This window comes from Caulobacter rhizosphaerae (assembly GCF_010977555.1).
Taxonomy (GTDB): Bacteria; Pseudomonadota; Alphaproteobacteria; order Caulobacterales; family Caulobacteraceae; genus Caulobacter; species Caulobacter rhizosphaerae.
In genome coordinates, this window is the sequence record NZ_CP048815.1 from 392134 (window position 1) to 414344 (window position 22211).

Annotated in this window: 17 protein-coding genes; 16 read left to right on the forward strand and 1 reads right to left on the reverse strand. The window is 68.0% G+C overall.

The annotated features are described in order from the left end of the window. Window positions 1-22 precede the first annotated feature (22 nt). The 16 genes from G3M57_RS01765 to G3M57_RS01840 all read left to right on the forward strand — a co-directional run bounded on the left by G3M57_RS01765 (window position 23) and on the right by G3M57_RS01840 (window position 19895). Window positions 23-580 carry a DUF2306 domain-containing protein gene (locus G3M57_RS01765; protein WP_163228513.1) on the forward strand — a complete coding sequence of 186 codons (558 nt, stop codon included), beginning with the start codon at window positions 23-25 and terminating at the stop codon, window positions 578-580. A 69-nt stretch (window positions 581-649) separates the two neighbouring features. Continuing rightward, on the forward strand, window positions 650-1369 hold the full coding sequence (locus G3M57_RS01770; RefSeq protein ID WP_056757021.1) for a TetR/AcrR family transcriptional regulator: 720 nt from the start codon (window positions 650-652) through the stop codon (window positions 1367-1369). 199 nt (window positions 1370-1568) lie between these two features. Then, a complete protein-coding gene (locus tag G3M57_RS01775; RefSeq protein WP_163228514.1) occupies window positions 1569-3827 on the forward strand; it encodes a TonB-dependent receptor in 2259 nt (752 codons plus the stop codon). Window positions 3828-3918: 91 nt separating this feature from the next. Further along, window positions 3919-5241, forward strand: coding sequence for a spinster family MFS transporter (locus G3M57_RS01780; protein WP_056757016.1), 1323 nt, complete (start codon window positions 3919-3921; stop codon window positions 5239-5241). A gap of 169 nt (window positions 5242-5410) precedes the next feature. Next, the gene (locus G3M57_RS01785) at window positions 5411-8716 is read left to right on the forward strand and encodes a glycosyltransferase (RefSeq protein WP_230983748.1); all 3306 of its coding nucleotides are present in this window, start codon (window positions 5411-5413) and stop codon (window positions 8714-8716) included. Between the two features lie 294 nt (window positions 8717-9010). Then, complete coding sequence (gene sucC / locus G3M57_RS01790) at window positions 9011-10210, forward strand: ADP-forming succinate--CoA ligase subunit beta (RefSeq protein ID WP_035092318.1); 1200 nt, start codon at window positions 9011-9013, stop codon at window positions 10208-10210. A gap of 5 nt (window positions 10211-10215) precedes the next feature. Beyond that, window positions 10216-11100, forward strand: a complete 885-nt coding sequence (sucD, locus tag G3M57_RS01795; RefSeq protein WP_028038794.1) for a succinate--CoA ligase subunit alpha — start codon at window positions 10216-10218, stop codon at window positions 11098-11100. Between the two features lie 170 nt (window positions 11101-11270). After that, window positions 11271-14234, forward strand: coding sequence for a 2-oxoglutarate dehydrogenase E1 component (locus G3M57_RS01800; RefSeq protein ID WP_056757008.1), 2964 nt, complete (start codon window positions 11271-11273; stop codon window positions 14232-14234). A gap of 62 nt (window positions 14235-14296) precedes the next feature. Next, window positions 14297-15532: a 2-oxoglutarate dehydrogenase complex dihydrolipoyllysine-residue succinyltransferase gene (odhB, locus tag G3M57_RS01805; RefSeq protein WP_056757005.1), complete on the forward strand. Its 1236-nt coding sequence runs from the start codon at window positions 14297-14299 to the stop codon at window positions 15530-15532. A 123-nt stretch (window positions 15533-15655) separates the two neighbouring features. Further along, window positions 15656-15931 (forward strand): antitoxin, encoded by a 276-nt coding sequence (locus tag G3M57_RS01810; RefSeq protein ID WP_163228516.1) that lies wholly within the window; start codon window positions 15656-15658, stop codon window positions 15929-15931. Next, complete coding sequence (locus G3M57_RS01815) at window positions 15928-16338, forward strand: type II toxin-antitoxin system VapC family toxin (protein WP_056757003.1); 411 nt, start codon at window positions 15928-15930, stop codon at window positions 16336-16338. The genes G3M57_RS01810 and G3M57_RS01815 overlap by 4 nt, the downstream gene beginning before the upstream one ends. Next, on the forward strand, window positions 16335-16691 hold the full coding sequence (locus G3M57_RS01820; protein WP_056757001.1) for a DUF3088 family protein: 357 nt from the start codon (window positions 16335-16337) through the stop codon (window positions 16689-16691). Before G3M57_RS01815 ends, G3M57_RS01820 begins: the two co-directional genes overlap by 4 nt. A 43-nt stretch (window positions 16692-16734) precedes the next feature. Beyond that, window positions 16735-17232 carry a putative signal transducing protein gene (locus G3M57_RS01825; RefSeq protein ID WP_056756998.1) on the forward strand — a complete coding sequence of 166 codons (498 nt, stop codon included), beginning with the start codon at window positions 16735-16737 and terminating at the stop codon, window positions 17230-17232. 202 nt (window positions 17233-17434) lie between these two features. Beyond that, entirely contained in the window at window positions 17435-18835 is a 1401-nt protein-coding gene (lpdA, locus tag G3M57_RS01830) for a dihydrolipoyl dehydrogenase (protein WP_056756995.1), read from the forward strand. A 22-nt stretch (window positions 18836-18857) separates the two neighbouring features. Then, window positions 18858-19466, forward strand: coding sequence for a hypothetical protein (locus tag G3M57_RS01835; RefSeq protein ID WP_156402235.1), 609 nt, complete (start codon window positions 18858-18860; stop codon window positions 19464-19466). 108 nt (window positions 19467-19574) lie between these two features. Next, entirely contained in the window at window positions 19575-19895 is a 321-nt protein-coding gene (locus G3M57_RS01840) for a hypothetical protein (RefSeq protein ID WP_056756990.1), read from the forward strand. Window positions 19896-20153: 258 nt separating this feature from the next. On the opposite strand, the gene G3M57_RS01845 is transcribed toward G3M57_RS01840, so the two are convergent. Next, window positions 20154-22136, reverse strand: a complete 1983-nt coding sequence (locus G3M57_RS01845) for a methyl-accepting chemotaxis protein (protein WP_163228517.1) — start codon at window positions 22134-22136, stop codon at window positions 20154-20156. Window positions 22137-22211 lie beyond the last annotated feature (75 nt).

A 22211-nucleotide genomic window follows, 5' to 3' on the forward strand; every position in this document is an offset into this window, starting at 1 on the left:
CGATCGCTTCGGGAGAAACAAGATGTCCGACACCAGCCTGTCAATCGGCCCCGCCCGCTTTATCCGCATGGTCGCCATCGGCCTGGCCGTCACCGTGGGGCTGATCCTGGCGACCGGCGCCGCCCAGGGGCATGGGCCGGGCGCCGTGCTGGGCGGCTTGGCGCACCTCAAGGGCCACCTGCATGCGCCCCATCTGGGCCTGCTGGCGTCCGCGCCGATCCAGATCCAGGTCCACGTGGCGGCCGTGACCACCGCCCTGGCGATTGGCGTCGTCCTGATGCTGGGCCTGAAGGGAACCACCGTGCACCGCACGCTGGGCTGGGCCTGGGTGATCGCCATGGCGACGGCCGCGATCTCATCGCTGTTCATCCACCGGTCCAATCCCGGCGGCTACAGCTTCCTGCACCTGTTCGCCGGCTGGACCCTGATCGCCCTGCCCATGGGCGTGTTCGCCGCCCGCAAGCACAATGTCCGCCTGCACGGCCGGACGATGACGGGCCTGTTCGTCGGCGGCCTGCTGATCGCCGGGGCCTTCGCCTTCCTGCCCGGCCGGCTGATGTGGCAGATGGTGTTCGGCTGAGAGCCTCCCGCTTGCCAGATCCGCGCCCGCAGGCCTACGAACGGTCAAGCAAAGCGCGGACCACGGAACATGACGCAAGTTCGAGCCTCTCGCGCCCAGCCCGCCCCCCGCGCCAAGCCGGCCGGACGCGGCCGACCGTCCAAGGCCGCGGGGCGGGACCTGAAGGAGACCATCCTCGACGCCGCCGAGGGGCTGTTCGCGCGTCACGGCTTCCACGGCGTCACGATCCGCCAGGTGGCCGCCGAGGCCGGCGTCGACACCGCCCTGATCCACTACTATTTCGGCGCCAAGCGCGAGCTGTTCGACTCGGTGTTCCTGCGCCGGGCCGAGATCCTCAACACCGCCCGCAGCGTCTCCATGGACGCCTACGAGAAGAGCCATGCCGGGACCATGACGGTCGAGGGGGTGATCGAGGCCTTCATCGAGCCTCTGCTGCGCATCTCCCAGGACGGCGGCCAGGGCTGGAAGAGCTATTTCGCCCTGGTGGCCCAGGTGAACAACACCCCGGCCTGGGGCGGCGAGACCATGGCGCGGTTCTTCGATCCTGTCGTCCATCGCCTGGTCGAGACCCTGAAGGTGGTTCGTCCGGACGCGGCCTATCGCGACCTCTACTGGAGCTACCAGTTCCTGACCGGCTCGATGATGCTGGCCCTGTCGGAGACCGGCCGTATCGATTCCCTGTCCAACGGCGAATGCCATTCCAGCGACCTGGGCGCGGTGCGGGCGCGATTGTTCGCCTACTGCGCCGCCGGCTTCGAGGCCGTGATCGCCCGCGCCCCCCAGGGCTGATTTCCCAGCCTTTCCCAAGCCTTGCGGCGCCGGACGCCTTCATTTCATCAGGTGATGAAAAAAGGCTGGCGCAAACCGCAACTCTGGGTGACAGTGTTCTCCAATTCGCGAGCGCATGAATTCGCGAAAGCCGGGAAATGCGTCCGTTCAACGGAGCTGTCCGGCACGGGACGGAACGCATAGGGGAAGGGGAAAACCCATGAAGACGATGCTCAAGCTCGCGCTGCTGGCCGGCGCGGCCTGGTCGGCGGCCGCGACGACCGCGATCGCCCAGGACGCCGCGCCCGCCGGCGCTGACGCCGCTTCCGGCCAAGTGGCGGTCGACGAACTGGTCGTCACCGCCCGCCGGCGGGAGGAAACCCTCAAGGACGTGCCGATCGCCGTCTCGGCCTTCAGCGCCGAAACCCTGGAGCGCCAGGCCGCCAACGACATCACCACCCTGTCGCAGACCACGCCGAATATCACCGTGCAGACCGCGCGGGGCTCGAACTCGACCCTGATCTCCTACATCCGCGGCATCGGCCAGCAGGACCCGCTTTGGGGCTACGAGCCCGGCGTCGGCCTCTATGTCGACGACGTCTACGTCTATCGTCCGCAGGGCGCGGTGCTGGACGTGTTCGACGTCTCGCGGATCGAGGTGCTGCGCGGTCCGCAGGGTACGCTGTATGGCCGCAACACCATCGGCGGGGCGATCAAGTACGTGACCAACCGCCTGGGCGACGAGGCCGGCGGCAAGATCCGCGGGACCTACGGCAGCTACAACCAGACCGACCTGCTGGTCGAGGGCCACACCCCGGTGGGCGGTGGCCTGTCGGTGGGCAGCGCCTACGCCCTCTACAAGCGCGACGGCTACGGCGCGAACCTGACCACGGGCGCCGAGCACTATGACAAGGACGTCCAGGCCTATCGCCTGAGCGCCGAGTACAAGCCGAACGACGACCTGTTCTTCCGCCTGGCCTACGACAGGGTGGAGGACGACTCCAACCCCCGCCACGGTCACCGCGAACTGCCGGCCCTGGTCGGCGGCTACAAGGTGCTGGACGCCTACGACACCCAGGCGGGCCTGGGCGACAAGAACGCGGTCAAGACCGAGGGGCTGTCGCTGACCGGCGAATATCACGCCAGCGAGTTCCTGACCTTCAAGTCGATCACCGCCGGCCGCAAGGGCCACACCCAGACCCTGATCGACTTCGACGGCACGCCGCTGCCGACCCTGGACGTACCGGCCACCTATGACGACCGCTCGTTCTCGCAGGAACTGCAGGCGGTCTATTCGGACGACACCGTCCAGGGCGTGTTCGGCCTCTACTACATGAACAGCCAGGCCTCCGGTGAGTTCGACACCATCGCCGGCAATCTGGGCGTCTCGATCGCCGACGGCGGCAAGGTCAGCACCCAGAGCTTCGCGGCCTTCTTCGACGTCTCCGCCAACTTCACCGACCGCTTCAAGGTCTCGCTGGGCGCGCGGGCCACCCGCGACCACAAGCGCAGCAACACCTTCCGGTTCTTCTACCTCGGCGCCACGCGCTCGCCCTACCAGGGCGGGACGCCGCGGCCGATCCTGCAGGTGCGCACCAACTACAGCGCCGAGAAGACCTTCGAGGAGTTCACGCCGCGCCTGTCGGCGTCGTACGAGCTGACCGACGACCTGAACACCTACGTCTCCTATTCGAAGGGCTACAAGTCCGGCGGCTGGGACATGCGCGGCGACGCCTTCCTGACGCCCCAGACGGTCGAGGGCTACGATCCCGAGACGGTCAACGCCTACGAGGTGGGCCTGAAGGGTAACCTGTTCGACCGCCGAGTGTCGTTCGCCACGGCCGCGTTCCTGTCCAAGTACAAGGACCAGCAGGTCACCACCCAGGTGGTCGTGCCCTCGGGCATCGCCAGCTCGGTCGACAACGCCGGCGCCTCCACCCTGTACGGCGTCGAGTTCGAGGCCAACGCCCGGTTCAGCCAACACCTGTCGGGCACGGTGGCCGTGGGCTACATCCACGCCAAGTACGACACCTTCAGCCGCTTCGTGCCAGGCGGCGCGCCGAACCCGGTGAACCCGTCGCAGACCATTCCGGCGGGCGGCCAGGTCGTCAACGTGGCCGATCTCTACGGCTTCCAAAACACCCCGGAATGGACGGGCAACGCCAGCCTGACCTGGCGCGGGACCGTCGCCGGCGGAGAGCTGCAGGTCACCCCGATGGTCAGCTATCGCGACGACTACCAGCAGTTCGAGCAGCCCCTGCCGCTGCTGGACCAGAAGGCCTTCACCCTGGTGGACCTGACCGCCAGCTGGGCCCCGGAAGGCGGCCGCTACAAGATCTCGGTGGCCGGCAAGAACCTGACCGACGAGCGCTATCGCACCGGCGGCTACAACTTCGGCGTCGCGACCTACAACAACTCGGTGATCGGCTTCTACGGCCCGCCGCGCACCTATTCGGCCTCGATCGAGGTCAAGTTCTAGGCCTTTTCGACCTTCAACCTGACCGGCGACGGCTTGTTGCAACAGGCCGTCGCCGTTTCCTTGTCCACCTTGACGATTCGCGGCGGGAACGATGAGCAACCTACAGATCCAGAAAGCCCAACCCGGCCCGCGCTACCGCTATGTCGTGCTGGCCATGCTGATCCTGGTCTACACGCTCAACTTCCTGGACCGGCAGATCCTCGGCATCCTGGCCAAGCCCATCAAGGAGGAGTTCGGCCTGACCGACGGCCAGTTCGGCCTGATGAGCGGTCTGGCCTTCGCCCTGCTGTATACGACCCTGGCCATTCCGATCGCCTGGCTGGCCGATCGCTTCAGCCGGGTGTGGATCATGACCGCGGCTCTGACCCTGTGGAGCGGCTTCACCGCCCTGTGCGGCTTCACCGGCGGGTTCTCGCAGCTGTTCCTGGCTCGGATGGGCGTGGGCGTCGGCGAGGCGGGCGGAGTGGCGCCGGCCTATTCGATGCTGGCCGACTATTTCCCCAAGTCCCAGCGAGCCCGCGCCCTGGCGGCCTATGCGTTCGGCATTCCGCTGGGCACGGCGGCCGGCGCCCTGGTGGGCGGCCTGCTGGCGGTGCATTTCGGCTGGCGAACCGCGTTCATCGCCGTGGGCGCGGTCGGGGTGCTGCTGGCCCCGGTCTTCCGGCTGGTGGTCCGCGATCCGCGCCGCGGCGGCGCCGACATGGCGCCGGGCGACACCACCACGGTCCAGGCGCCGGCCGCGCCGCTGGGCGAGGTCGTGCGGGTGCTAGCCGCCAAGCCCAGCTTCTGGCTGCTGTCATTCGGCGCGGCGTCGTCCTCGGTCTGCGGCTATGGCGTGGCCCTGTGGCTGCCGTCGTTCTTCATGCGCAGCCTGGGCCTGACCCTGCGCGAGACGGCCTGGTACTATTCCGGCATCGCCTTTTTCGGCGGCCTGTTGGGTATCTGGCTGGGCGGGGTGGTGGCCGACCGGCTGGGCGCGAAGTCCAAGGCCGGCTACCCGCTGACCCCGGCGGTGGCGTTCCTGATCTCGGTGCCCTGCTTCCTGCTGGCCATGAACAGCGGCTCGCTGGTCGGGGGGATGGGCGGCGGCGCGGCCCTGGCCCTGGCCTTCGCGATCTTCCTGATCCCCACGGGCCTGAACCTGGCCTGGCTCGGCCCCATCACCGCCGCCGTCCAACACCTGGCCCCCGCACCGATGCGCACCACGGCCTCGGCCCTGTTCCTGCTGATCAACAACCTGCTGGGGATCGCGGTCGGCACCTATTATTTCGGCCTGGTCTCGGACCTGCTGAAGCCGGCGTTCGGCCAGGAATCCCTGCGCTGGTCGATCTATACCGGCATGGGCTTCTACCTGGTCGCGGCCCTGCTGTTCTTCCTGGCCTCGCGCCGCCTGGCCCGTGACTGGGTCGACTAGGCGGAACGCCAGGCAAGGAACCGGATGGGGCGATTGACCGCACCTGAAGAAGCGCCACTGTTCCGACACGTTCAGGTTACAAGAGCCGGCTGACGAACGCGGGACTGCGACCATGGGCGGCGACGACCGGCATATCTTCCACGACCCCACCGGCCGGCGGGACAGGAGGATGCGACTGATCCTGGGGATCACCCTGTCCGCCCTGGCCGCGATCGTGGCGGCGTTCCTGGCCACCCTGGCCTTCGCCCCGCGCCTGCCCGCCGTGACCCTGAAGGACCCGCACGTCCTGTCGTCGCTGCACAAGGAGACGGCGCACCGGCTGAAGCCGAACCTGGACTGGCGCAAGGTGCCGCGCCCCACGGCGACGCGCGGCGCCGGCGGGGCCGCGGCCCAGTCGCGGCCCATCAGCGTCGGCTTCTATGTCAGCTGGGACGAGGATTCCCGCGAGTCCCTGCGCCGCAATATCGACAAGCTGGACGTGGTCTCGCCGCAATGGGTGGCCTTGCGGGGGCCCGGCGGCGACATCGCCGTCGACGACGACCCGCAGGGCGTGGCCCGGATCGCGGCCGCGCCCAACCATCCGGCCGTGCTGCCCCTGGTCCACAACTCGGCCAACGCGGCCTTCAACGGGCCCCTGGCCGACGCCCTGCTGGCCAATCCGCAGGCCCGGGCCAAGCTGGTCGCCGGCCTGGCCGACCTGGCGGTCAAGCGCGGCTACGGCGGCTATGTCTTCGACCTGGAGAACCTGTCGCCCGCGGGCCTGGCCAACTATCCCAAGCTGCTGGCGGAGGCGCGCGCGGCCTTCAAGCCGCAGGGCCGCGAGGTGTGGGTCACCGCGCCGTTCGACGGCCAGGGCTGGCCGCTGAAGGCGCTGCAGGATGCGTCCGACACCCTGGTGCTGATGGCCTACGACCAGCACTACGGCGGCGGCGATCCGGGGCCCAACGCCGGCCAGGACTGGTACGAGGGCGAGCTGGCCAAGCGCTTCGCCAAGCTGGACCCGGCCCGCACGGTCATGGCCTTGGGGGCCTATGGCTACGACTGGACCCTGAACAAGGCGGGCAAGGCCGTGGCCGGCTCGCCGGCCACCTTCCACGAGGCGATCCGCAACGCCCAGGACGCCGGCGCCAATATCGACATGGACGACGACGCCCTGAACCCGACCTACGACTATGTCGACGACAACGGCGACAGCCACGAGGTCTGGTTCCTGGACGCCGCCACCCTGTTCAACCAGGTCAAGGTCACCGACGGATGGAAGCCGCGGGGCTATGGCCTGTGGCGGATGGGCATGGAGGATCCGGGCGTCTGGAGCGTGCTGGGCAAGCCTTACGGCCAGGCCTCGGCCGCCGGCCTGACCCGGATCCCGGCCGGAACCAGCGTCGACTTCGATGGCGGCGGCGAGGTGCTGCGGGTGGCCAACCTGCCGACCCCGGGCATGCGCAGCGTGACGTTCGATCCGGACACCGGCCTGATCTCGGACCAGACCTACGACGTCCTGCCCAGCTCGTACGTGATCGAGCGCTACGGCCAGAAGCCGGGCCTGGTGGCCCTGACCTTCGACGACGGCCCCGACGCGCGCTGGACGCCTAAGATCCTCGACATCCTCAAGGCGAAGAAGGCTCCGGCCACCTTCTTCGTGATCGGCGAGAACATGCAGACCCGGCCCGACCTGGTGAAGCGCGAGGTCGCCGAGGGCCACGAGGTGGGCGGCCACACCTGGACCCACCCCAATATCGGCGAGATTCCGATCGCCCAGACGGACGTCGAGCTGAACGCCACCCAGCGCCTGTTCGAGGTGATCACCGGCCGCTCCATGCGGCTGTTCAGGCCGCCGTTCTTCGGTGACGCCGAGCCGTCGACCCCGCATGAGGTGGCCCCGCTGGTGATCGCCCAGGAGCTGGGCTACCTCATCGTCGGCCTGCGGATCGACACGGACGACTGGCAGAAGCCCGCGCCGCAGACGATCATCGATCGCACCCTGGAGCGCCTGGACCATCCGGGCGACCGGCCGGGCCAGGTGGTGTTGCTGCACGACGCCGGCGGCAACCGCTCGCGCACCGTGGAGGCCTTGCCGGGCCTGATCGACGCCATCCGGGCGCGAGGCTATCGCCTGGTCACCGTCGGCGAGCTGGCCGGCCTGACCCCGGCCCAGGCCATGCCGGTCAGCGACCGCGATCCCGTGGCCCTGGCCCTGGACCGCGTGGGCTTTGGCCTGTTCCGCGGCCTGAAGTTCATGCTCAGCGCGCTGTTCATCACCGCCATCGCCCTGGGCCTGGCCCGGCTGGTGTTCCTGGCCGGCCTGGCCCTGGTCCATCGCTGGACGCACCAGAGCCCCGCCAACCTGGATCCGGAGTCTGGTCCGCTGGTCAGCGTGCTGATCCCCTGCTTCAACGAGGAGAAGGTGATCGCCGCCTCGGTGTCGCGGATCCTGGAGTCGGAGTGGAAGAACATCGAGGTCCTGGTCCTCGACGACGGCTCCAAGGACGGCACCGCCGAAGCGGTGCGCCGGGCCCACGGCGCCGACCCGCGCGTGACCCTGTTGAGCTTCGAGAACGGCGGCAAGGCGCGGGCGGTCAATCGCGGCCTGGCCGTGGCCAAGGGCGACTACGTGGTGGCGCTGGACGCCGACACCCTGTTCCCTCCGAAGACGATCGGCCGGCTGGTGCGCTGGTTCCACGACCCGACGATCGGGGCGGTGGCCGGCAACGCCATCGTCGGCAACCGCCTGAACATCGTCACCCGCTGGCAGGCCCTGGAATATGTCACCGCCCAGAACCTGGAGCGCCGCGCCCTGGCCGCCCTGGGGGCGGTCACCGTGGTGCCGGGCGCCGTCGGCGCCTGGCGCAAAAGCGTGCTCGACGCCCTGGGCGGCTATCCGGCCGACACCCTGGCCGAGGACCAGGACCTGACCATCGCCTGCCAGCGCGCGGGCTGGAAGGTGGCCTTCGATCCCGCGGCCCAGGCCTTCACCGAGGCTCCCGACACGGTCGGCGGCCTGCTCAAGCAACGGTTCCGATGGTCGTTCGGCACCCTGCAATGCGTCTGGAAACACCGTGCGGCCCTGTTCAACCCGAAGAACCCGGCGCTCGGCTTCGTGGCCCTGCCGCAGATCTGGCTGTTCCAGATCCTGTTGGCCGTCGCCGCGCCGCTGGTCGACCTGGCGGTGGTCTGGAGCTTGGTCTCCGGCCTCTACGGCGCGCTGGCCCACCCGGTGGAGTGGTCGCCCGACGACACGATCCGGGGCCTGCTCTATTGGGGCGTGTTCATCCTGGTCGACCTGTCGGCGGGCGCCCTGGGCATGGCCCTGGAGAAGCGCGCGCCCTGGGCCGACCTGCCGTACCTGCCGGTCCAGCGCTTCGGCTACCGGCAGCTGATGTACTATGTGGTGGTCAAGTCGGTGCTGACCGCGGCCCGGGGCGGACGCGTGGGCTGGGGCAAGCTCGAGCGGCGCGCCACCGCCACGCTCAAGTAATGAGCAGATGGTGGGCAACGGATGAGCAGGCGGGCCGCGTGGCGTTGGCGTGACAAGGCTGTCATTCGCTTTCGGTCGTGGTAGCGGTACCTTTTTTCGGCCGATCGGGGGTTGGCCTGACCCCCTTGAAGCCCCGCGTTCGGTGAAAAAGTCCAATGGGTTCCGGGCTCGCGTGAGTCCGCCCCACTTTTTCGCCTGAGCGGAACAATCGGTCCCAGCGCGGTTGCGCCTGCGAAATCACGCTCCTATAACCCGGCCACAATTTTCAGAAGCCGTCGTCGAGACCGGTCCCTCATGAACATCCACGAACACCAAGCCAAAGCCGTCCTCGCAGAGTTCGGCGCTCCCGTTCCGCGCGGCTATCCCGCCTTTACCGTCGAGGAGGCCGTCGCCGCCGCTGAAAAGCTGGGCGGACCGGTGTTCGTCGTGAAGTCCCAGATCCACGCCGGCGGGCGCGGCAAGGGCAAGTTCGAGGGCCTGGGCCCCGACGCCAAGGGCGGCGTCCGCGTCGTCAAGTCGGTGGAAGACGTCAAGACCAACGCCGCCGAGATGCTCGGCCGCGTGCTGGTGACCCACCAGACCGGCCCCAAGGGCAAGCAGGTCAACCGCCTCTACATCGAAGAGGGCGCGGCGATCGCCAAGGAATTCTACCTGTCGCTGCTGGTCGACCGCGAGACCTCGATGGTCTCGGTGGTCGCCTCGACCGAAGGCGGCATGGACATCGAGGACGTGGCCCACGCCACCCCCGAGAAGATCCATAGCTTCTCGATCGACCCGGCGACCGGCGTGTGGCCCACCCACACCCGCGCCCTGGCCAAGGCCCTGGGCCTGACCGGCGGCCTGGCCAAGGAAGCCGCGACGCTGCTCGGTCAGCTCTATACGGCGTTCCTGGCCAAGGACATGGCCATGCTGGAGATCAACCCGCTGATCGTCACGGAAGACGAGCACCTGCGGGTCCTGGACGCCAAGCTGTCGTTCGACGGCAACTCGCTGTTCCGCCACCCGGACATCCGGGCCCTGCGCGACGAGAGCGAGGAAGATCCCAAGGAAATCGAAGCCAGCAAGTACGACCTGGCCTACATCGCCCTGGACGGCGAGATCGGCTGCATGGTCAACGGCGCCGGCCTGGCCATGGCCACCATGGACATCATCAAGCTGTACGGCGCCGAGCCGGCCAACTTCCTCGACGTCGGCGGCGGCGCCAGCAAGGAGAAGGTCACCGCGGCCTTCAAGATCATCACCGCCGACCCGGCCGTCAAAGGCATCCTGGTCAACATCTTCGGTGGCATCATGCGCTGCGACATCATCGCGGAAGGCGTCATCGCCGCCGTCAAGGAAGTCGGCCTGAAGGTTCCGCTCGTCGTCCGCCTGGAAGGCACCAACGTCGAGCTCGGCAAGAAAATCATTTCGGAAAGCGGCCTGAACGTCATCGCCGCCAACGACCTGTCGGACGGGGCCGAGAAGATCGTCGCCGCTGTCAAAGGGGCTGCGTAACTCTCATGTCCATCCTCATCGGTTCTGAAACCAAGGTCATCTGCCAGGGCATCACCGGCGCCCAGGGCACGTTCCACTCGGAACAGGCGATCGCCTACGGCACCAAGATGGTCGGCGGCGTGACCCCCGGCAAAGGCGGCCAGACCCATATCGGCCTGCCGGTGTTCGACACGGTCGGCGAAGCCAAGGAAGCCACCGGCGCCGACGCCTCGGTGATCTATGTCCCGCCGCCCTTCGCGGCCGACTCGATCCTGGAGGCCATCGACGCGGAAATCCCGCTGATCGTCTGCATCACCGAAGGCATCCCGGTGCTGGACATGGTGCGCGTGAAGAAGGCCCTGCAAGGCAGCAAGTCGCGGCTGATCGGCCCGAACTGCCCCGGCGTCCTGACCCCGAACCAGTGCAAGATCGGCATCATGCCGGGTTCGATCTTCTCGAACGGCTCGGTTGGCGTCGTCTCGCGCTCAGGCACCCTGACCTATGAAGCCGTGTTCCAGACCACCAACGCCGGCCTCGGCCAGACCACGGCGGTCGGCATCGGCGGCGACCCGGTCAAGGGCACCGAGTTCATCGATATCCTGGAGCTCTTCCTGGCCGACGAAGCCACCAAGTCGATCGTCATGATCGGCGAGATCGGCGGCTCGGCCGAGGAAGAAGCCGCCCAGTTCCTGGCGGACGAGGCCAAGCGCGGCCGCAAGAAGCCCATGGTCGGCTTCATCGCCGGCCGCACGGCCCCTCCCGGCCGTCACATGGGCCACGCCGGCGCGATCATCTCGGGCGGCAAGGGCGGCGCGGAAGACAAGATCGCGGCGATGGAAGCCGCGGGCATCCGTGTTTCGCCGTCGCCGGCCAAGCTGGGTGAAACCCTGCTCGAGGTGCTCAAGGGCTAACTAGACACCGAAACCCCGCCCCGCGCGGGGCCCAGGTTTTTTGCGACCGCCAGTCGACGATCCGAAAAAATCACCTGGGCCCCGTTCGTTCTACGGGCGTCCGGTGATTGAGAGACTATATTTACGCAACGCCGGTAGCGGTGGCGTAAAAGGATCGTAAGGCAAAGACGATGGCGGACGACGCAGGCATCATCAATCAGGTCTTGACCGAGACCTCGTTCCTCTACGGGGCCAACGCGGCCTTCGTGGAAGATCTCTACGCCCGGTGGGCGGAGAATCCCGGATCGGTCGAGCCCTCTTGGGGCGCCTTCTTCGCCACGCTCTCGGACCAGGCCGACCAGGTCAAGGCGGCGGCCAAGGACCCGGCGTGGACGCCGCGCCAGGCGCCGGCCGTTCGCCCCGAGTGGCTGTCGGCCATCGACGGTCAGTGGCCGACCGTGGCTCCCGCCGTCGAAGCCAAGATGACCAAGGCCATCGAGGCCAAGGCCCCCGGGACCTCGGCCGAGGCCGTCCGCGCCGCCACGCTGGACAGCCTGCGCGCCATCATGATGATCCGGGCTTACCGGATGCGCGGCCACCTGGCCGCCAACCTCGACCCGCTGGGCCTTGAGCCCAAGCAACCGGCCCCCGAACTGGATCCGGCCACCTACGGCTTCTCCGAGGCCGACTACGACCGCCCGATCTTCCTGGACTTCGTGCTCGGCATGGAGACCTCGACGATCCGCGAGATCCTGTCGATCCTGCGCCGCACCTACTGCGACAATGTCGGCGTGCAGTACATGCACATCTCGGACCCGAACGAGAAGGCCTGGCTGCAGGAGCGTATCGAGGGCCGCGACAAGGAGATCGTGTTCTCCAAGGAGGGCAAGGTCGCCATCCTCAAGAAGCTGATCGAGGCCGAGGGCTTCGAGCGCTTCCTGCACAAGCGCTTCCCCGGCACCAAGCGCTTCGGCCTGGACGGCGGCGAGGCCACGGTTCCGGCGCTGGAGCAGATCATCAAGCGCGGCGGCGCGCTGGGCGTGAAGGAAATCGTCATCGGCATGCCGCACCGCGGCCGCCTGAACACGTTGGCCGCCGTGATGGGCAAGCCGTATCACGTGATCTTCCACGAGTTCCAGGGCGGCTCGTCGGTGCCCTCGGACATCGAGGGTTCGGGCGACGTGAAGTACCACATGGGCGCCTCGTCGGACCGCGAGTTCGACGACAACAAGGTCCACCTGTCGCTGACCGCCAACCCCTCGCACCTGGAAATCGTCAATCCGGTGGTGATCGGCAAGGCCCGCGCCAAGCAGGCCTTCACCCTGCGCGAACAGCCCGACGCCGGCCGCGGCCACGTGCTGCCGCTGCTGCTGCACGGCGACGCGGCCTTCGCGGGCCAGGGCGTGGTGGCCGAGTGCTTCACCCTGTCGGGCCTGAAGGGCTACCGCACGGGCGGCACCATCCACTTCATCGTCAACAACCAGATCGGCTTCACGACCAGCCCGCGCTATTCGCGCAGCTCGCCCTATCCGTCAGACGTGGCGCTGATGGTCGAGGCGCCGATCTTCCACGTCAACGGCGACGATCCCGAGGCCGTGGTCTTCGCGGCCAAGGTCGCCACCGAATATCGCCAGATGTTCGGCAAGGACGTGGTCATCGACATGTTCTGCTATCGCCGGTTCGGTCACAACGAAGGTGACGATCCGACGATGACCTCGCCCTTGATGTACGCCAAGATCAAGGACCACATCTCGACCCGTGAGCTCTACAGCCAGCGCCTGGTCGGCGAGGGCGTGATCACCCAGGCCGAGTCCGACGCCTGGGTCGGCGAGTTCGAGACCTTCCTCGACAAGGAATTCGACGCCGGCAAGAGCTACAAGGCCAACAAGGCCGACTGGCTGGACGGCAAGTGGAAGGGCTTGGCCCTGCCCGGCGACGAAGAGCGCAAGGGCAAGACCGACGTGGCCAGGACCAAGCTCCTGGAGCTGGGCCGCCAGATCACCACGATCCCCGACCGCATCAACGCCCACAAGACCGTCAAGCGGGTCATCGAGAACCGTCGCGAGGCGATCGAGAAGGGCGAGAACATCGACTGGGGCACGGCCGAGCACCTGGCCTTCGCCACCCTGCTCGACGAGGGCTTCCCCGTCCGCCTGTCCGGCCAGGACAGCGTGCGCGGCACCTTCACCCAACGCCATTCGGACATCATCGACCAGACGACCGAAGAGCACTACACGCCGCTGAACAACCTCCGCCCGGGCCAGGCCCACTACGAGGTCATCGACTCGGCCCTGTCGGAAGAGGCGGTGCTGGGCTTCGAGTACGGCTTCTCGCTGGCCGATCCCAACACCATGACCCTGTGGGAAGGCCAGTTCGGCGACTTCGTTAACGGCGCCCAGGTGGTGATCGACCAGTTCATCAGCTCGGGCGAGCGCAAGTGGCTGCGGATGAGCGGCCTGACCATGCTGCTTCCGCACGGCTACGAAGGCCAGGGCCCCGAGCACAGCTCGGCGCGCCTGGAGCGCTTCCTGCAGTCGTGCGCCGAAGACAACATGCAGGTGGTCAATTGCACCACCCCGGCCAACTACTTCCACGCCCTGCGTCGCCAGATGCACCGCGAGTTCCGCAAGCCCTTGATCGTCATGACGCCCAAGAGCCTGCTGCGCCACAAGAAGGCGGTCTCGAACCTGTCGGACATGGCCGAGGGCTCCAGCTTCCACCGCGTGATGATCGACGGGGCCGAAGCCGGCTGCGACGTCGGCGGGATCACCCTGAAGAGCGACGACAAGATCACTCGCGTCATCGCCTGCTCGGGCAAGGTCTATTTCGACCTGATCGACGCCCGGGCCAAGGCTGGCCGCGACGACGTCTACATCGTGCGCCTGGAGCAGTTCTATCCGTGGCCGCTGAAGTCGGTGCTCGCCGTGCTCGGAAGGTTCAAGAACGCCGAGCTGGTCTGGTGCCAGGAAGAACCCAAGAACATGGGCGGCTGGACCTTCGTCGATCCGTGGCTGGAGCTGAGCCTGGCCAAGCTGGACGTCAAGGCCAAGCGCGCCCGCTATGTCGGCCGTCCGGCCTCGGCCTCCACGGCCGCCGGCATGATGAGCCGCCACCTGAAAGAACTCGAGACCTTCCTGAACGAAGCCTTCGCCTGATCGCTTCCTTCAGAGTCTGAACCGAAACCGCCCGGACCAAACAAGAGACATCGGAACCCCACATGGCCGACATCATGACCCCCGCCCTCGGCGAATCCGTCACCGAAGCGACGGTGGCCCGCTGGACCAAGAAGGCCGGGGAGGCGGTGAAGAAGGACGAACTGCTCGTCGAGCTGGAAACCGACAAGGTCAGCCTCGAAGTCGTGGCTCCGGCCGACGGCGTCCTGGCCTCGATCAGCGCCGAGGAAGGCGCCACCGTGGTTCCAGGCACGGTCCTGGGCGTGGTGACCGAAGGCGGCGCCGCGACCGCCGCTCCGGCCGCCCCGAAAGCCGCCGAGCCCGCCAAGGCCGCTCCGGCGCCGGCTCCGACCCCCGCGCCCGCCCCGGTCGCCGCGGCTCCCGCTCCCGCTCCGGCCGCCGCCGCCCCGGTTAGCCCGGCCCCGGCCCGCGTCGCCGCCGAGAACAACCTGGACCTGTCGAAGGTGGCCGGCACCGGCAAGGACGGCCGGGTGACCAAGGGCGACGCCCTGGCCGCCCTGGAAGCTCGCGCCAACGCTCCGGCTCCGGTCGCCGCCCCGGCCGCGCCGCGCCCGATCCACGAGCGCGAAGAGCGCGTGAAGATGACGCGTCTGCGCCAGACGATCGCCCGCCGCCTGAAGGAAGCCCAGAACAACGCCGCCATGCTGACGACCTTCAACGAGGTCGACATGACGGCGGTCATGGCCCTGCGCAATGCGTACAAGGACGTGTTCGAAAAGAAGCACGGCGTGAAGCTGGGCTTCATGTCGTTCTTCACCAAGGCGGTCGTCGCCGCCCTGAAGGCCGTGCCGGACGTCAACGCCGAGATCGACGGCCAGGACATCGTCTACAAGAACCACTACGACATTGGCGTGGCCGTCGGCACCGACAAAGGCCTGGTGGTTCCGGTGGTCCGCGACGCCGACGTGCTGAGCCTGGCCGAGATCGAGAAGGCCATCGGCGGCCTGGGCAAGAAGGCCCGTGACGGCCAGCTGGCCATCGAGGACATGCAGGGCGGCACCTTCACCATCACCAACGGCGGCATCTACGGCTCGCTGATGTCGACCCCGATCCTCAACGCGCCGCAGTCGGGCATCCTGGGCATGCACGCGATCAAGGAGCGGGCCATGGTGGTCGGCGGCAAGATCGAGATCCGCCCGATGATGTACCTGGCGCTGAGCTATGACCACCGCGTGGTCGACGGCCAGGGCGCGGTGACCTTCCTCGTGAAGGTCAAGGAAGCCCTGGAAGACCCGCAGCGCCTGCTGCTGGAGCTGTAGTCGCTTCGCGATCGACGAATACGGGAAGGGGGCCGCACGAGCGGCCCCTTTTTCATTGTCGGCGGCGGCATTGAACGATGGTCGTTCATGTTGTATCTATGTCGTGTAGATACAGAGGTCGTGATGACCAAGCTCGACATACAACTGCCCCGCGCCAAGCTCTTCACCCATGGCGGTAGCCAAGCCGTCCGCCTGCCCAAGGCCTTTCGGTTCGAGGGCACGGAGGTGACGATCCGCAGCGAGGGGGATCGTGTCATTCTCGAGCCCGTGCGTCGGCGCCCAAAGCCGACACCGGAAGATATGGCGGCCTTCTGGGCGCGGTTGGACGGATTGACGGACGAGCCGTTTCCCGAACGCGAGCCGCAATCGCCCCTGCGCGACATTGATCTCGACGAATGAGTCTGTCGTTCGACACTTGCGTGCTCATCGACATCCTGCGTGGCCGTCGCCCCGAGTTCCGCGAACAGCTGCGCTTGCTGCTGGTGGACGAAACGCCGTTGCACCTCTGCACCTTCGCCTTTCACGAGCTCATGTACGGCGTAGAAATCAGCGCGCGGCCGAACTTTCAGCGCGAACGCGCGCTTGAAGTCTGTGGGTTCTTCAAGATGGCGGACTGGACGATCGACGACGCCTGGGCGACGGCGCGCCTGCGGACCGAGCTGAGAGGACGAGGCCAGCCGATCGGCGCCATCGACGCCTTGGTCGCCGGTCAGGCCTTGGCGCGGGGCTGGACACTGGTCACGTCCAATGTGCGCGAGTTCGCGCGGGTTGAGGGTCTGGACATCCAGGACTGGAGCCGGCCATGACCGCCACCCGCGACCGCCTGTTCCTCCTGCGCCCCGACTGGATCGACCAGGACCGCCCCTGGTTCTGCGTGGCCTGCGCGGCCGTGGAGGGATTCCTCGGCTACTATCCTAAAGTCCGCGACGCTCTCGACATCGTCTACCTGCCCTACGAACGGCCGCGCCACCCCATGGTCGGCCTGCTGGGCGAGGCGCATCAGAACCTGCCGACCCTGGTTCTGGCCGAGCCGTTCGAGCATCCCGACCTGCGCGAGGATGACCTTCAGCGGGCCGGCGACCTGTGGTTCGCCACCAACGAGGGGCCGATCACCCGCGTGCTGGCCGCCCGTTACGGGGTCTCGCCGCCGCACCCTTGAGGTCGCGTCATTTCTCGACCAGGCTTCGCCGACGGAGGCGCCCATGAGCCTGAAGGAAATCGCCCGCTTCGCCGATCTGGCCGAGGCTCAGATCGCCGCCTCGCGCCTGAGGGCCGAGGGCGTCCAGGTCCTGGTCCAGAATGAATACTGGGGCGGCGCCGATTTCATCATGACGATCGCCATGGGCGGCTTCCGCCTCTGGGCGCCTGAGGGGCAGGCGGCGGAGGCCAGGGCCCTGATCGGCGCGCTGCGCGCCGCCGCCCCGCCACCTCTGGAGGCCGAGGACGGCGAGCGGGAAGAGCCGGTCGTCGCGCGCGCCCAGCCGGCGCCCGCGGCTGGCCTGGCGGGGACGGGATTGGCCTTGCTGTTGACTCTGTTCTTCGGCTGGGCGGCCGGCTTCCTGGTCGTCGGCCGCCGTCGCAGCGCCGCCGTGACCGGCGTCATGATGCTGCTGGTCGTGGTCAGCGGCCTCAGCCTGCTGAGCCTGATCTGGTCGTGGCTGACCTATGCCGGGATCGGCGCGACGCCGGCCCTGCCCTGATCGACCCTGGGCGCGAGGCGACCGAAGCGGGCAAAACCCCACGAACTGGGCCTTTAACCCACCTGTTGGGTTGATCCCTGAGGCAGAGACGCTAGGAGTAGCCGCGCGCCCAGTCACCCTCCCGAGCCACCCTTGGGAAACCGGGGGACAGGCCCCATTTTCTGTCCGGCGCCGAACGCGGCGCGTCTCAAGGCGAAGATCCATGGCTGAATACGACGTCGTCATCATCGGGGGCGGCCCCGGCGGCTACAATGGCGCGATCCGCGCCGGGCAGCTGGGTCTGAAGACCGCCATCGTCGAAGGACGCGGCAAGCTGGGCGGCACCTGCCTGAACGTCGGCTGCATGCCGTCCAAGGCCCTGCTGCACGCCTCGGAGATGTTCGAAGCCGCCAGCGGCGGCGAGTTCGCCAAGCTGGGCATCGAGGTCAAGCCGAAGCTGAACCTGGTGCAGATGATGGCCCAGAAGGCCGAGAGCGTCGAAGCCCTGACCAAGGGCGTCGAGTTCCTGATGAAGAAGAACAAGGTCGACTACATCAAGGGCTGGGGCCGCATCGACGGGCCCGGCAAGGTGGTCGTGAAGGCCGAGGACGGCAGCGAGACCGTGCTCGAGACCAAGAACATCGTCATCGCCACGGGCTCGGAGCCCACCCCGCTGCCCGGCGTGACCATCGACAACAAGCGCATCGTCGACTCGACCGGCGCGCTCAGCCTGCCCGAGGCCCCCAAGAGCCTGATCGTGGTCGGGGCCGGCGTCATCGGCCTGGAGCTGGGCTCGGTCTGGAAGCGCCTGGGCGCCGAGGTGACCGTGGTCGAGTTCCTGGACCGCATCCTGCCGGGCACCGACACCGAGGTGGCCAACGCCTTCCAGAAGATCCTCACCAAGCAAGGCTTCAAGTTCAAGCTGGCCTCCAAGGTCACCGGCGCGACCGCCACCGACAAGCAGGTGCAACTGACGCTCGAGCCCGTGGCCGGCGGCGACGCCGAGACCCTGCAGGCCGACTACGTGCTGGTGGCCATCGGCCGTCGCCCGTTCACCCAAGGCCTGGGCCTGGAGACGGTCGGCATCGTCCCGGACAAGCGCGGCGTGATCGCCAACGACCACTACAAGACCACCGCCCCGGGCGTGTGGGTGATCGGCGACGTGACCAGCGGCCCGATGCTGGCCCACAAGGCCGAGGACGAGGCCGTGGCCTGCATGGAGCTGATCGCGGGCAAGGCCGGCCACGTGAACTACGACATCATCCCGGGCGTGATCTACACCAAGCCGGAAGTCGCCACGGTCGGCAAGACCGAGGAGGACCTGAAGGCCGCGGGCGTCGCCTACAAGGTCGGCAAGTTCCCGTTCCTGGCCAACAGCCGCGCCAAGATCAACCACGAGACCGACGGCTTCGTGAAGGTGCTGGCCGACGCCAAGACCGACCGGATCCTCGGCGCCCACGCCGTGGGTCCCAATGTCGGCGACATGATCGCCGAGATCTGCGTGGCCATGGAGTTCGGCGGCGCCTCGGAAGACGTGGCCCGCACCTGCCACCCGCACCCGACCCGCTCGGAAGCCTTCCGCCAGGCAGCGATGGGCGTCGAAGGCTGGACGATGCAGGCCTAGGGCTTCGAGGATGGGGCCGACCATGATCTTGCTTCTCGGAGCAATGACGCTGGTCGGTCCCGATCGGCCCGGCGCGCTGTTGGGAACCGCCTCCGCGGAGACCTATTCGGCCTGGCTCGCGAAGACCGCCATCGAAACCGAAGACATGGCGAACGGCGCCGGTTCAGAGGTTTGCGCCAGCGCGGCGGCGAAATCTCTTGGTTGGCGAGCTACCGAAGACCCCTATCTCGCGCCGATAGTGGCCCGCTATGGAACCGCCAGCATCATTGAAAAGGTGCGGGTTACGGGGTGTGGGCGCGATCACGTCCAAACCCTGGTTGTCTATCGGAGCGAAGGCAGTCGGTTCGCCGTCGTCCGTCTGGCGCAGGGGGAATCCATCGCACCGATCCGGCCGACATGGGACGCGACCCATGTGGTGGCGGAACAAGCCTGGTCCGTTGCGGATCGATACGGTTGCTCGACTGAGGACAGTCTTCGGATGGGTGAGACACATCTTCTGTCGCCGGTGCGCGACGGCGAATGGACCGAGCTTTGGCCGCTGACGGTTTGCGGCGCACCGCAAGCTTTCGCCGTGACATTCAAGATGAAATCCCCCGACAATGTCGAATTCCGAGTCGAACGCCGACAATGAACGATTGGTCGAGGGCGCGGTGACGCGGCCCCAGGATGTCCAAGAGTTAATGCGCGCGTTCGAGCCATCGGACGTAGAATGGCGGGGTCTCGGAAACGGAGCCCGGCCATGCTTTTATCCGCCCTGCTGTTGGCCGCCGCCGTCCACGCCGCGCCGCCGCCCTCGTTGAAGGCGAGTCTGGCGCGGGGCGGACAGGTCACGGTCCATGGCTCGAAGGAAGAGGTTCTCCAGGCGATCAAGACCGAGGAGGCCTGCCGGACATCGGGCCTGCAACTGGCCGAGTCCGCGCCGGCCGCGAACCCGAAGGTCCAGCGTCTGGGCGACCTGCCGCCGGCCAATCACACCCTGACCGTGCTGCGCAGCGTCGACGGCTGCCCGGTGTCGTCGACCATCCGCTTCAACGTGGATCGGCCGGCCGGGCGGCGTTAGGTCCGCTCCCCTCTCACCGGGCCTTGTGCCCGGGACCCCTCTCTCCGCCACAGGCGTGGCGCGCCATTTTGCTTCACCGTCGGCTGAACCAGGGTTCCCGGGCACAAGGCCCGGGATGACGGTGGAAGGAGCGGAGACGGAGCTACTCATGACCACGCAAAAGCCCCGCCGGGGGCAAATCCGGCGGGGCCTACGCTCGCTAGGTCCTCGAGGGGAGGAGACGCCCTCCGAAACGCGAGGGCGCTACGCTACTAAAACCTAGAACTCTTCCCAGTCGTCGCTGCTCGGCTGGGCCGAGCCGGCGAAGGCGGCGAGCTTGGCTTGCGCCGCGGCGACGGGGTTTGCGCCGGGGCGGTTGGCGGCGGTCGCCGGGGCGACGGCGGGCCGCGGGGCCGGACGCGTCACCTGGGTCGGCGGCGCGGCGCGGCGGGTGCTGGAGCGCACCGCGGCGCTGGCGCCGCTCACCTGGAAGCGCCCGATCATCTGCATCAGGCCGTTGGCCTCGCCCTTCAACGCATGGCTGGCGGCGGTGGACTGCTCGACCATGGCGGCGTTCTGCTGCACCGTCTGGTCCATCTGGTTGACGGCGGCGTTGACCTGGTTGAGGCCGGTGGCCTGTTCCGAGCCGGAGGCGGCGATCTCGCTGACCAGGCCGTCGATCTCGCTGACCTTGCCGACGATGGCCTGCAGGGCCTCGCCCGTCTGGCCGACCATCGACACGCCCTGGCTGACCTGCTGCGACGAGGTCGAGATCAGGGTCTTGATCTCCTTGGCGGCGTCGGCCGAGCGCTGGGCCAGGGCCCGCACTTCCTGCGCAACGACGGCGAAGCCGCGGCCAGCGTCCCCGGCCCGGGCGGCCTCGACTCCGGCGTTCAAGGCCAGCAGGTTGGTCTGGAAGGCGATCTCGTCGATGACGCCGATGATCTGGCTGATCGACTGCGACGACTTCTCGATCTGGTTCATGGCGTCGACGGCGCCGCGCACCACCACGGCCGAGCGCTCGGCGTCCGAACGGGTGGAGGTGACGACGCGCGAGGCCTCGACGGCGCCGGCCGACGAGCGCTTCACCGTGGCGGTGATCTCGTCCAGGGCGGCGGCGGTCTCTTCCAGGCTGGCGGCCTGCTGCTCGCTGCGGCGCGACAGGTCGTCGGCGGCCGAGGCGATCTCGTCCGAGCCCGAACCGATGCTGTTGGCGGCGTGGACGATGGTGCGCATCGCCTCTTCCATCTGGGTGATGGCGCCGTTGAAGTCGCTCTGCAGGCGCTGGTAGGCCTGGGGGAAGGCGGCGTCGACACGATAGGTCAGGTCGCCGTCGGCCAGGCGGTTCAGGCCCGTGGCGATGTGCTCCATGACGAAGGCCTGCTCGCGGGCGGCGGCCTCGGCGACCTCCTGGTTGCGACGGCGTTCGGCCTCGGTCTCGGCGCTCGCGCGCTGCTGGGCGGCCTCGGCGGTGCGCAGGGCCAGGGCGTTGTCCTTGAACACCTGGACCGACCGGGCCATGGCGCCGACCTCGTCCTTGCGCTGGGCGCCGACCACCTCGACGTCCACCGAGCCCTGGGCCAGGACCTCCATGGTGCGCGACAGGCCGGCCAGCGGCGCGGCGATCTTCGAGCGGCCGATCCACAGGGCGAAGACCAGGGCGGCGGCCGAGGCGATCAGGCCGAAGGCGATGGTCATCAGCGTGCCGGTCTGGGCCTGCTGGGCGGCCTCGGCCACCATGGCCTTGGTCTCGTCGGCGTGGCCATTGGTGTAGGCGGCGACGTCCTTGCTGAGGCTGGCGATGTCGGGGTCGATCACGCCCATGACCATCTTGGCCGCGTCGTTGGCGTCTTGCAGGCCCAGGTCCGCGCCCTGGCGGGCGCTGGAATAGATGCGATCCAGGCGGACGCCGTAGTCGGCCAGCTTCTTGGCGTCGGCCGGATCGGTGTGCTTGATCTTGTCGAGGGCGACCTTGGCTTCCTTGTAGGCGGTGTCGATCTCGGCGCTGGCCTGTTTCGCCTCGGGCGAAGCGGCCTGGTTGGCGATCGTGCGATAGGCCGCGTAGCCGATGATGGCGACGCGACGGTTAAACCGCGCGCCTTCCAGTTCCGATGGCGCGCGCTGCTCGACCAGCACCTTGGTGGCGGCTTCCGAGATCCTGGCCTGCCAGGCGCCGACGCCGGTGATCGCCAGGGCGACGACGGTCAGGAGGACGGCCGGCAGGGCCACCTTGGTGGAGATCTTCAGGTCGTCGAACTTCATCTCTGGCCCCATGTCGGGTCGGCCTCGAAGAAAGGGCGGACTCCGGTCTTGGCCCCCAGAAGGCGGTAAGCGCCG

What these genes read in the sequence shown, in the direction of transcription:
- G3M57_RS01765 (WP_163228513.1), top strand. Translation starts at nt 23, where the DNA reads ATGTCCGACACCAGCCTGTCAATCGGCCCCGCCCGCTTTATCCGCATG.
- G3M57_RS01770 (WP_056757021.1), top strand. Translation starts at nt 650, where the DNA reads ATGACGCAAGTTCGAGCCTCTCGCGCCCAGCCCGCCCCCCGCGCCAAG.
- G3M57_RS01775 (WP_163228514.1), top strand. Translation starts at nt 1,569, where the DNA reads ATGAAGACGATGCTCAAGCTCGCGCTGCTGGCCGGCGCGGCCTGGTCG.
- G3M57_RS01780 (WP_056757016.1), top strand. Translation starts at nt 3,919, where the DNA reads ATGAGCAACCTACAGATCCAGAAAGCCCAACCCGGCCCGCGCTACCGC.
- G3M57_RS01785 (WP_230983748.1), top strand. Translation starts at nt 5,411, where the DNA reads ATGCGACTGATCCTGGGGATCACCCTGTCCGCCCTGGCCGCGATCGTG.
- sucC (WP_035092318.1), top strand. Translation starts at nt 9,011, where the DNA reads ATGAACATCCACGAACACCAAGCCAAAGCCGTCCTCGCAGAGTTCGGC.
- sucD (WP_028038794.1), top strand. Translation starts at nt 10,216, where the DNA reads ATGTCCATCCTCATCGGTTCTGAAACCAAGGTCATCTGCCAGGGCATC.
- G3M57_RS01800 (WP_056757008.1), top strand. Translation starts at nt 11,271, where the DNA reads ATGGCGGACGACGCAGGCATCATCAATCAGGTCTTGACCGAGACCTCG.
- odhB (WP_056757005.1), top strand. Translation starts at nt 14,297, where the DNA reads ATGGCCGACATCATGACCCCCGCCCTCGGCGAATCCGTCACCGAAGCG.
- G3M57_RS01810 (WP_163228516.1), top strand. Translation starts at nt 15,656, where the DNA reads ATGACCAAGCTCGACATACAACTGCCCCGCGCCAAGCTCTTCACCCAT.
- G3M57_RS01815 (WP_056757003.1), top strand. Translation starts at nt 15,928, where the DNA reads ATGAGTCTGTCGTTCGACACTTGCGTGCTCATCGACATCCTGCGTGGC.
- G3M57_RS01820 (WP_056757001.1), top strand. Translation starts at nt 16,335, where the DNA reads ATGACCGCCACCCGCGACCGCCTGTTCCTCCTGCGCCCCGACTGGATC.
- G3M57_RS01825 (WP_056756998.1), top strand. Translation starts at nt 16,735, where the DNA reads ATGAGCCTGAAGGAAATCGCCCGCTTCGCCGATCTGGCCGAGGCTCAG.
- lpdA (WP_056756995.1), top strand. Translation starts at nt 17,435, where the DNA reads ATGGCTGAATACGACGTCGTCATCATCGGGGGCGGCCCCGGCGGCTAC.
- G3M57_RS01835 (WP_156402235.1), top strand. Translation starts at nt 18,858, where the DNA reads ATGATCTTGCTTCTCGGAGCAATGACGCTGGTCGGTCCCGATCGGCCC.
- G3M57_RS01840 (WP_056756990.1), top strand. Translation starts at nt 19,575, where the DNA reads ATGCTTTTATCCGCCCTGCTGTTGGCCGCCGCCGTCCACGCCGCGCCG.
- G3M57_RS01845 (WP_163228517.1), bottom strand. Translation starts at nt 22,136, where the DNA reads ATGAAGTTCGACGACCTGAAGATCTCCACCAAGGTGGCCCTGCCGGCC.